We start from the raw sequence: 11,126 nt of genomic DNA on the forward strand, positions 1-11,126 counted from the left end.
AATGATGAAGATTAGTAGTAACAATTCAGGACTGAAAATGAACATTTGAGGACATAGCCAACGGATTTATCAAGAAATGAGTATAATAAATTTATCACTTAAAATCTGGAGGACTAAAATGCTTGGTGATAAGCTAATAAAGTTCCTATCCAGAAAATATCCTTCTTGAAATCAAGATTTAAAAATGTACATAAATCATTGTAAATGCTATCAAAAAGGAGTATAATGAGTGCAATAAATTTCGGAGGTGGATGATGCTCGAAGTAAGAAATCTAGAGAAAAGTTTTGGGCCTAAGCAAGTTTTGTTTGGTGTTGACTTTCAAGCAAGACCAGGGCGTATTTTAGGGCTGGTTGGTAAAAATGGAGCTGGGAAAACAACTATTTTTCACAGTATTTTGAAATTTTTAGACTATCAAGGGGAGATTGAGCTTGATGGTCAAGACATTCGTCAGGAGACCTATGCTCGCATTGGTTATCTCCCTGAAGAACGCAGTCTTATGCCTAAATTGACAGTCCTTGAACAAGTTCGTTACTTAGCGACCCTAAAAGGCATGGACACCAAGGAAATCAAAGAAAAACTCCCTCAATGGATGGAAAAACTGGAAGTCAAGGGGAAACTGACGGACAAGATCAAAAGTCTCTCAAAAGGAAATCAACAGAAGATTCAGTTGATTATTACTTTGATTCATGAACCAGATTTGATTATCCTAGATGAGCCTTTTAGTGGCTTGGATCCAGTTAATACCGAACTTCTTAAGCGGGTTATCTTGAAAGAAAAAGAACGCGGCGCGACCATTATCTTTTCTGACCATGTCATGACCAATGTCGAAGAACTTTGTGATGATATCCTCATGATTCGAGATGGACGTGTGGTCTTGCATGGACCGGTTCAAGAAGTCCGCAATCAATACGGCAAAACACGACTTTTTGTTTCAAGTGAACGAAGCAAGGAAGAACTGGAGAGTCTTCCTCATGTCAAACAGGTTAGCTTGACCAAGCAAGGTAGCTGGAAGTTGATTTTAGATGATGAAAGTGCAGGTAGAGAACTCTTCCCAATCTTGACTCAAGGTCAATATATCGCGACGTTTGATCAACAAGCTCCAACAATCGATGAAATCTTTAAATTAGAATCAGGGGTGGAAGTATGAGAAATATGTGGGTTGTAATCAAAGAAACCTATCTAAGACATGTCAAGTCTTGGAGTTTCTTCTTTATGGTGATTTCGCCTTTCCTCTTTTTAGGTCTATCTGGAGGAATTGGTGTTCTCCAAGGTTCTTCCTTAGCTCAAAATAGTAAGGTAGCAGTAGTTAGTTCTGTTCCTCTTGTTACAGAAGAACTTAAATCGACCAATGGTCTTAACTTTGACTATAAGGATGAAGCAAGTGCCCAAGCCGCTATCAAAGATGAGAAAATAAAAGGTTATCTAACCATTGACCAGGAGAATAGTGTCCTCAAGGCAGTCTATCATGGTGAAACTTCACTAGAGAGTGGCATTAAGTTAGCAGTGACCGCTAAGTTGAATGAACTCCAATCCCAACTCAACCGTTCAGAAGCAAATTTGTCTCAGGAACAGGAAAAACGCTTGGCTCAAACAATTCAATTCACAGAACAGATTGATGAAGCCAAGGAAAATAAAAAGATGGTCCAAACCTTTGCGGCTGCAGGACTGGGTTTCTTCCTCTATATGATTTTGATTACTTATGCTAGTGTCACTGCTCAAGAGGTAGCTAGTGAAAAAGGAACCAAAATCATGGAAGTGGTTTTCTCAAGCATTCGTGCTAGCCATTATTTCTACGCACGCATGATTGCCTTACTTCTTGTTATTTTGACTCATATTGGTATTTATGTTGTAGGTGGACTTGGAGCTATTTTCTTCTTTAAGGATATGCCTATCTTAGCAAATTCAGGTATTCTAAATCACTTGGGAGAAGCCTTTTCGATCAATACCTTGTTATTTGTCTTGGTTAGTCTCTTTATGTATGTGGTCTTGGCTGCCTTCTTAGGTTCTATGGTTTCGCGACCTGAAGATTCTGGTAAGGCCTTATCGCCTTTGATGCTTTTGATTATGGTAGGTTTCATTGGAGTAACTGTATTAGGAACTTCTGGTGATAATTTAATCTTGAAAATCGGTTCTTACATTCCATTCGTTTCAACCTTCTTTATGCCTTTCAGAACTATCAATGGTTACGCAAATGGACTAGAGGCTTGGATTTCGCTTGCTATAACGGTTATTTTTGCAGTTACTGCAACAGCTTTTATTGGACGTATGTATGCTAGTTTGGTTCTTCAAACGGATGATTTGGGGATCTGGAAAACCTTTAAACGAGCTTTGAGCTATAAATAAAGTCACGGACCTGTGAGTGTATCTCCCAGGTCTTTTATACTCTTCGAAAATCTCTTCAAACCACGTCAGCGTCCATCTGCAACCTCAAAACAGTGTTTTGAGCAGCCTGTGGCTAGCTTCCTAGTTTGCTCTTTGATTTTCATTGAGTATTAATTAGCTGAAATATTTCACATTTATTTCTCCTAAACCTTTGACTATTAGGCAAAATTATCGTACAATAAAGAGTACATGATAAAATGAGATCAGAGTTTATCCACTCTGGCGTTAGTAGTAAAAAATGAGGAGAAACGCTTTGGAATTAGAAGTATTTGCTGGGCAAGAAAAAAGTGAACTATCTATGATTGAGGTGGCTCGTGCCATCTTGGAACTCCGTGGTCGTGATCACGAAATGCATTTTAGTGATTTAGTTAATGAAATCCAAAACTATCTCGGTACCTCTAATAGCGATATTCGTGAAGCTTTGCCTTTGTTCTACACAGAGTTGAACTTTGACGGTAGCTTTATCTCACTTGGAGATAACAAATGGGGTCTTCGTTCATGGTATGGAGTTGATGAAATCGATGAGGAAATCATTGCTCTTGAGGAAAGTGATGATGAAGAAGTAGCACCTAAGGCTAAGAAAAAACGTGTCAACGCCTTCATGGATGGTGATGCAGATGCTATTGATTACAGTGCAGATGATCCAGAAGATGAGGATGCATACGAAGAAGATCCAGCTCTTTCTTATGATGATGAAAATCCAGATGATGAGAAGAATGAAGTGGAAGCCTACGATGCTGAAATCAATGAAATCGCCCCAGATGATCTAGATGAAGAAGTCGATCTTAATGAAGAGGACGACGAAGACTCTGAAGAAGAGGAAGAATAAAAACAAAAAGGTGCTGGAACAGGTATCGGTCGCTTAAGTCTCGATTTCCTAGTCCCAGCCTCTTTTTAGTCTGAATGAGTTTTGCAAGATAGAATGCCAAGTCAACGATTTGTTCTATTTGACAAATGCTTCATTTTGAGGTAATATATTGTTCGGGCACCTCTTTTAGAGGTCGGAGCTCCCTAGTTATTAGGGAGCTATTTTTGTTTTTCCAGGAAGCTTTTCTTCTTGGGGTGTAGTTATTGATGAAGGTCTTGTTTCCTCAATCCCCTGTTAGTGAACAAGACCTTGAGCATTTTAGAAAGAGGAATCTATGTCTACGAAATATATTTTTGTCACTGGTGGTGTGGTATCGTCTATTGGGAAAGGGATCGTTGCAGCGAGCCTTGGGCGTCTTTTGAAAAACCGTGGTTTGAAGGTGACCATTCAAAAATTTGACCCTTATATCAATATCGACCCAGGAACCATGAGCCCTTACCAGCACGGAGAAGTATTTGTAACAGATGATGGGGCTGAGACAGATTTGGACCTAGGTCACTATGAACGTTTCATCGATATCAATCTTAACAAATACTCAAACGTGACAACTGGTAAAATCTACAGCGAAGTTCTTCGTAAGGAACGCCGTGGAGAGTATTTGGGTGCAACTGTCCAAGTTATTCCTCATATTACAGATGCTTTGAAAGAAAAAATCAAGCGTGCTGCTCTAACGACTGACTCTGACGTTATTATTACAGAGGTTGGTGGAACAGTCGGCGATATCGAGTCCCTTCCATTCTTAGAAGCTCTTCGTCAGATGAAGGCAGATGTGGGTGCAGATAATGTCATGTATATCCATACGACCTTGCTTCCTTACCTCAAGGCAGCTGGTGAAATGAAAACCAAACCAACTCAACACTCTGTCAAAGAATTGCGTGGTCTGGGAATCCAGCCAAATATGTTGGTCATTCGTACAGAAAAACCAGCAGGACAAGGGATTAAAAATAAATTAGCCCAGTTCTGTGATGTGGCGCCAGAAGCAGTTATTGAGTCCTTGGATGTGGATCATCTTTACCAAATCCCACTTAATCTGCAAGCACAAGGCATGGATCAAATTGTCTGTGACCATTTGAAAATTGATGCACCTGCAGCAGATATGACAGAGTGGTCAGCTATGGTTGACAAGGTCATGAATCTCAAAAAACAAGTCAAGATTGCCCTTGTTGGTAAGTATGTTGAGTTGCAAGATGCCTACATCTCAGTTGTTGAAGCTTTGAAACACTCTGGTTATGCCAATGATGCAGAAGTGAAGATTGATTGGGTCAATGCTAACGATGTGACAGCTGACAATGTGGCAGAACGCCTATCTGACGCTGACGGAATCATCGTTCCAGGTGGTTTTGGCCAACGTGGAACAGAAGGTAAGATTGAAGCGATTCGCTATGCGCGTGAAAATGATGTACCAATGCTTGGAGTCTGCTTGGGTATGCAGTTGACCTGTATCGAGTTTGCCCGTAATGTCTTAGGTCTTGAAGGAGCTAATTCAGCAGAGCTAAATCCTGATACCAAATACCCTATCATTGATATCATGCGTGATCAGATTGATGTTGAGGACATGGGTGGTACCCTTCGTTTGGGACTTTATCCTTCTAAGTTAAAACGTGGTTCTAAGGCAGCGGCAGCTTATCATAACAAAGAGGTGGTGCAACGCCGTCACCGTCATCGTTATGAGTTTAACAATGCTTTTCGTGAACAGTTTGAAGGAGCAGGTTTTGTCTTTTCAGGTGTTTCACCAGACAACCGCTTGGTCGAAATTGTGGAAATTCCAGAAAATAAATTCTTTGTGGCTTGTCAGTACCATCCAGAGCTTTCAAGTCGTCCAAACCGCCCAGAAGAACTCTACACTGCTTTTGTAACAGCAGCAGTTGAAAATAGTAAATAGATTCATAAAAACCTTTGAGAGTTATCTCAGAGGTTTTTCCTATATACATTTAGGATATCTCTTGCAAAAAAATAACATAGTGATATAATTAACATGGATAAAAACAGGAGGAAATCTCATGAAAAAAATTACACTGTTTAGTTTGTCTTTAGCAGGTTTAGCTATGCTGGCTCTCCCTCAATCTGCCAAGGCTTTTGAGCTACAAGAGGTATGGCGTATTAAGGGGGGTGTTCAATATCTAGATGGCAAAATTCTTCGATTTAACAATGGCCATGACATAGATATCAAAGCCTTGGATTTGCCTAAAAACGAAAAAATTGAATGGAAAGTTACTTTAGATGGTCAAGACCAGACTGTCAATTTCCTAGCTCAAGAAGTGGATAGATCCAATATTGGTGAAGAAGGACGTTTCCTGAATTTCTACGTACCTTATGGCTATAGAGGGGATATTAAGGTAGAAGCCAAGAGCGGAAATGAAGTAAAGACCTGGTCCACTAAAGTAGTAGATGATGTATATCATGACGGTGGAAAGAGAGGCTACTACCATATTAAAGAATCAAATGATCAATACACCTATCTTGATACCAAATGGGACTATCAAACCAAGACTTACACTGCTACCTTACCAGAAACTGTCAATGGTCAAAAAGTCTATGCTTGGGCAGACGAATATGGTGGTATGAAACTTGTAAAACCAGGTTCTATCAGTCATTCCTATAAGGGTGAGGGAGCTTTCCGAGAACTTTATCCGATTGTAAAAGCAGAAAGCTGGCTAAAGGTAAAAAATAATCACGGTGAAACCTGGTACTATCAAAAACAAGGTCAACTAGTTAAAGATGCTTGGATCAATGATCAGGGAACATGGTACTTTATGGATGATGAAGGGGTTATGTTTAATCAAACATGGCTATACCAAGGTGGCAGCTGGTATGCCTTTAAATCATCAGGAGCTATGATTTCAGCTGATTGGTTATATGATAACGGTTCTTGGTATTACCTAAAAGACTCAGGTTCAATGGCGACAGGCTGGCTTAAAGATGGTGGTACTTGGTATTATCTAAAAGACTCAGGTTCAATGGCAACAGGCTGGATCAAAGATAAGGGCTCTTGGTATTACCTAAAAGATTCTGGTGCAATGGCAACAGGTTGGGTCAAAGATAATGGTAAGTGGTACTATCTGGCTTCATCTGGTAATATGCTTAGCAATACACGCACACCAGATGGTTATTATGTAGATGCCAGTGGTGCTTGGAAATAAATGTTAAACAGAGAAAGTCTACTGAGGAGGTAGATTTTCTTTTTTTCATTTTCACAATTATGAAAATCTGGAAAAAGGACATTATTTTTGGTAAGATAAGTGTATGGATTTTGAAAAAATTGAACAAGCATATACCTATTTACTAGAAAATGTCCAAATCATTCAAAATGATTTGACGACAAATTTTTACGATGCCTTAATTGAGCAAAATGGAATCTATCTGGATGGTCAGACAAATCTGGAAGATGTCAAGAAAAACAATCAAGCTTTAAAACGATTGGCTCTTCGAAAAGAAGAGTGGTTACGAACCTACCAATTCTTATTAATGAAGGCAGCGCAAACGGAACCTCTTCAGGCCAACCACCAGTTTACACCAGATGCGATTGGTCACTTGATGATTTTTTTGATGGAGCAATTGTGGCCTGCTAAAGATCTAAGTCTACTAGAATTGGGCTCTGGGATGGGAATTCTGGGTGCTAGCTTTTTAACGTCCATGAACAAAAAGGTAGATTACCTAGGGATTGAGATAGACGACCTCTTGATTGATTTGGCGGCGAGTATGGCTGAAGTTATGGATCTTCAAATGGGCTTTGTCCAAGGAGATGCAGTACGTCCACAAGTATTAAAAGAAAGTGATTTTATTGTGAGCGACCTCCCAATTGGCTACTACCCAGACGATCAAATTGCCTCACGTTATCAAGTGGCAGCAAAGGATGAACATACTTATGCTCATCATCTATTAATGGAGCAATCTCTCAAGTATCTTAAGACGGGAGGTTATGCTATTTTCCTTGCTCCAACAGATCTTTTGACGAGTCCCCAGAGTGACCTCTTGAAATCCTGGCTGACTGATCAAGCTCAACTAGTCGCTATCATAGCTTTACCAGAGGATCTATTCGCTCAAGGAGCCCAGTCTAAGACCATTTTTGTTTTGCAAAAGAAGGTGGGAGAAGGGACAGAGCCCTTTGTTTATCCACTTACTAGCCTTCGGGATCCTGAAATTTTGTTGGAATTTAAGGAAAATTTTCAAAATTGGTGTCAAGAACATGAAATCTAGTATAAATTTTGATATAATAGTTGAAAACGCTTAAAAAAGGGGAAACATTATGACAAAAACCATTGCAATTAACGCTGGAAGCTCTAGCTTGAAATGGCAACTTTACCAAATGCCAGAAGAAAAAGTATTAGCAAAAGGGTTGATTGAGCGAATTGGATTGAAAGATTCTATTTCTACAGTTAAATTTGATGGTCGTTCAGAACAACAAGTCCTTGACATTGACAACCATACTTTGGCAGTTAAGATTTTGCTTGATGACTTGATTCGTTTTGATATTATTAAATCTTATGATGAAATTACTGGTGTTGGACACCGTGTCGTTGCAGGTGGAGAGTACTTCAAAGAATCTACAGTCGTGGAAGGTGATGTAATTGAAAAAGTTGAAGAGTTAGGTCTTCTTGCTCCATTGCACAATCCTGCGAATGCTGCGGGTATTCGTGCCTTCAAAGAATTATTGCCAGATATTACGAGTGTCGTTGTTTTTGATACTTCCTTCCATACAAGTATGCCAGAGAAAGCTTATCGCTATCCTCTACCAACAAAATATTACACAGAAAACAAGGTTCGTAAGTACGGCGCTCACGGTACAAGCCATCAGTATGTTGCTCAAGAAGCAGCGAAGGTTTTGGGACGTCCACTAGAAGAGTTGAAGCTAATCACTTGCCATATCGGTAATGGTGCTTCGATTACAGCTGTTAAGGGTGGTCAATCTGTTGACACCTCAATGGGATTCACTCCACTTGGTGGTGTAATGATGGGAACTCGTACAGGGGATATTGACCCAGCCATCATTCCTTATTTAATGCAATATACAGAGGACTTTAACAAGCCTGAGGACATCAGTCGTATCCTCAATCGTGAGTCAGGGTTGATGGGTGTTTCTGGTAAATCTAGTGACATGCGTGACGTGATTGCTGCTATGGAGGCAGGAGATCACGATGCTACTTTGGCTTATGAAATGTATGTTGACCGTATCCAAAAACATATTGGTCAATACCTTGCAGTCCTAAATGGAGCAGATGCTATTATTTTCACAGCAGGTATCGGTGAAAATTCTACTAATGTACGTGAAGATGTTATTTCAGGGATCTCTTGGTTTGGTTGCGATGTAGATCCAGAGAAAAATGTCTTTGGTGCAACCGGAGATATTTCGACAGATGCAGCAAGTGTCCGAGTACTAGTAATTCCAACAGATGAGGAATTAGTCATTGCACGTGACGTTGAACGTTTGAAAAAATAACAGATCAAAAAAATCGACCTTCAATAATAAAGGTCGATTTTTTTGATCTAGGAAAACTACCATTTAGTCAGTGAAACTTCGCCACTATTGAGCCAAATCTTTTCACCGTTGGCTAATTCTATCAGCAGTTGGCCTTGGTCAGAGATGTCACAGGCTTTTCCTGTGATTATTTCTTGATCCTTCTTGAAAGAGATCTCTTTTCCTAAAACGATTGAGCGTTTTTTATAGAGATAGAGGAGTTCATCGGCTTCTGTTTCATAGAAACATTTCCAGATTTCAGCAATCAATTCATTGCGAGTAATGGGAGTATGTTGAGAAAATAAGCTTCCAGCTTTAGTTTGTAGATTCTTGGGAAATTCAGCGATAGAAAAGTTGATCCCGACTCCAATGATAACATCTGTAACGAGTCCAGTTTCGACGGAGGTAATGGCTTCTGTTAGAATACCAGCAATTTTTTTCTGGTTCAGATAAATATCATTGACCCACTTGATATCCACGTCGATTAAACTAAGGTTTTTGATAGCCTTGTAGATAGCTCCAGCTGTTAGAAGTGTATAGGCAGGAAGATTCTGATAAGGGAGATTGGGCTGTAGGTGAAGGGACATGTAAATTCCCCCCTTATCTGGAGAATAATAAGGACGTTGAAAACGACCGCGTCCCATGGTTTGGCTAGTGGAAAGGTAGAGTTTATCCCCTTTTGCACCAGTTTCCATAGCCTCTTTAGCATCGGTTTGGGTAGATTTTGTTGAGGGTTTAAACTGGACAGTAATGGGACTATTCGCTTCGATTTCCTGAGGCAAGATAAGGTCACCGTCCAGAAGTTTATACCCACGATTTTTGATACTGTCAATCTCCAGCCCCTCTTGTTGGAGACGTTGGATCGCCTTCCATACGGAAGTTCGAGATAGGTTTAATCTCTCTGCTATTTTTTCTCCGCTTAGATAATCAGTTTCAGTAGCTAGTATTTTATAGACTTCTTGGTAGGATTTCATGCTAGATCCTTTCTGGAATAATTAGACTTATTGTACCATATTTTTAAAAAAGGGATAGCGATTTTCAAGTAATCTTAGCTAACTATAAAATTTTACCCAGTTTTAGTTAGGAGTATAGAGGCAAAGAGGTTTTCAAATCTCTTGAAAAATGGTAAAATGTTTTAATAACTTATTTATCTGAATGTGATATTCAGAAGGAAAGGATCTGTTGTGAAATCAATAGGTGTCATTGAAAAGTTAAAAAGTTTATCGAAACAAGAAGGACTTCTTTTAGGAGTTATTCTGAGTATTTTTCTTCCTTTTTATCTTTTTGTTATTATTTTTATCTCTTACTTACTTTGGTTAGTATATACCGGGGAGATGAAGGGAATCTTAAAACGTTTGTCTCAACACCCTGTCTTGCTCTTTTTTATTGCTTATAGCACTGCAATTTCTCTTCTAGCACAAAATGTGATGGGAGTAGTTTCTTCGGTGGCCATGTTTCTGTTTGCCATCTTCTTTTACTATTACCAAGCTCAATTGACTCCTAAATTTTTTAGGTTGACGATTGAAGGAGTTTTAGCCTCAAGTGTCTTGGCAGCAGTCTTTGCAGCCTTGGAACATTTCCAAATTGTAAAGAAATTTGATTATACCTTCCTCTCACCACGGATGCAGGTTTGGCATCAAAACCGAGCGGAGGTTGCCTTCTTTAACCCTAATTACTATGGAATTATCTGTTGTTTCTGTATCATGATTGGTTTTTATCTGATTAGCACAACTAAGTTAAGGTGGTTACGAATCTTTTCTATGATTGCCATCTTTGCTAATTTATTCGGTTTAAACTTTACGCAGAATCGTACAGCTTTTCCAGCCATCATCTTTGGAGCTATCATTTACCTCTTCACGACCATTAAAAACTGGCGTGCCTTCTGGCTTAGTATAGGAGTTTTTGGGGTTGGTTTAGCCTTCCTATTTTCGAGTGATTTGGGTGTTCGAATGGGAACCTTAGATTCATCTATGGAAGAACGTGTTTCTATCTGGAATGCTGGAATGGCCTTGTTTAAGCAAAATCCATTCTGGGGTGAAGGACCGCTAACCTACATGCACTCTTTCCCTCGTATTGGAGCACCTTATCATGAACACGCCCACAGTATCTATATAGATACGATTTTGAGTTATGGAGTTGTCGGTACCGTTCTCTTGGGGATTGCTTCTGCCACTCCGGTACGAATGTTGATTGATATGAGTCAAGTACCTAGTAAGCGTCCTATCCTTGGACTTTACCTCTCTTTCTTGACAGTAGTAGCTGTGCACGGAATTTTTGATTTGGCGCTATTTTGGATCCAATCATCCTTTATTTTCCTTTTAGTGATGTGTAGTTTACCACTAAAACATAGTATGATTGATGAATTAGTTGATTAACAAAAAGAGGCTGGGACAAAAGTCCTAGCCTCTCAATTGTCTTTG

General features: G+C 39.5%; 9 protein-coding genes. 8 read left to right on the forward strand and 1 reads right to left on the reverse strand.

The genetic code is table 11. The features are described from left to right. Positions 1-254 precede the first annotated feature (254 nt). The 7 genes from ADH31_RS00390 to ADH31_RS00420 all read left to right on the forward strand — a co-directional run bounded on the left by ADH31_RS00390 (position 255) and on the right by ADH31_RS00420 (position 8,688). Positions 255-1,148, forward strand: a complete 894-nt coding sequence (locus ADH31_RS00390) for an ABC transporter ATP-binding protein (RefSeq protein ID WP_006147212.1) — start codon at positions 255-257, stop codon at positions 1,146-1,148. Then, positions 1,145-2,344, forward strand: a complete 1,200-nt coding sequence (locus tag ADH31_RS00395; RefSeq protein WP_049508198.1) for an ABC transporter permease — start codon at positions 1,145-1,147, stop codon at positions 2,342-2,344. The genes ADH31_RS00390 and ADH31_RS00395 overlap by 4 nt, the downstream gene beginning before the upstream one ends. 292 nt (positions 2,345-2,636) lie before the next feature. Next, positions 2,637-3,212 carry a DNA-directed RNA polymerase subunit delta gene (gene rpoE, locus ADH31_RS00400; protein ID WP_000418422.1) on the forward strand — a complete coding sequence of 192 codons (576 nt, stop codon included), beginning with the start codon at positions 2,637-2,639 and terminating at the stop codon, positions 3,210-3,212. A 313-nt stretch (positions 3,213-3,525) separates the two neighbouring features. Beyond that, positions 3,526-5,133 carry a CTP synthase gene (locus ADH31_RS00405; RefSeq protein WP_049508200.1) on the forward strand — a complete coding sequence of 536 codons (1,608 nt, stop codon included), beginning with the start codon at positions 3,526-3,528 and terminating at the stop codon, positions 5,131-5,133. Between the two features lie 118 nt (positions 5,134-5,251). Further along, entirely contained in the window at positions 5,252-6,391 is a 1,140-nt protein-coding gene (locus ADH31_RS00410; protein WP_049508203.1) for an N-acetylmuramoyl-L-alanine amidase family protein, read from the forward strand. A gap of 103 nt (positions 6,392-6,494) precedes the next feature. Further along, the gene (locus tag ADH31_RS00415) at positions 6,495-7,448 is read left to right on the forward strand and encodes a class I SAM-dependent methyltransferase (protein ID WP_049508205.1); all 954 of its coding nucleotides are present in this window, start codon (positions 6,495-6,497) and stop codon (positions 7,446-7,448) included. Between the two features lie 49 nt (positions 7,449-7,497). Next, the gene (locus ADH31_RS00420) at positions 7,498-8,688 is read left to right on the forward strand and encodes an acetate kinase (protein ID WP_049508207.1); all 1,191 of its coding nucleotides are present in this window, start codon (positions 7,498-7,500) and stop codon (positions 8,686-8,688) included. Between the two features lie 56 nt (positions 8,689-8,744). Here ADH31_RS00420 and birA read toward each other — a convergent pair whose 3' ends face one another. Continuing rightward, positions 8,745-9,680: a bifunctional biotin--[acetyl-CoA-carboxylase] ligase/biotin operon repressor BirA gene (gene birA, locus ADH31_RS00425; RefSeq protein ID WP_049508210.1), complete on the reverse strand. Its 936-nt coding sequence runs from the start codon at positions 9,678-9,680 to the stop codon at positions 8,745-8,747. A gap of 210 nt (positions 9,681-9,890) precedes the next feature. On the opposite strand from birA, the gene ADH31_RS00430 reads away from it, so the two are divergent. After that, the gene (locus tag ADH31_RS00430) at positions 9,891-11,081 is read left to right on the forward strand and encodes an O-antigen ligase family protein (RefSeq protein WP_049508212.1); all 1,191 of its coding nucleotides are present in this window, start codon (positions 9,891-9,893) and stop codon (positions 11,079-11,081) included. Positions 11,082-11,126: the final 45 nt, after the last annotated feature.

It is taken from the genome of Streptococcus pseudopneumoniae (genome assembly GCF_001072375.1).
GTDB classification, from domain to species: Bacteria; Bacillota; Bacilli; order Lactobacillales; family Streptococcaceae; genus Streptococcus; species Streptococcus pseudopneumoniae_L.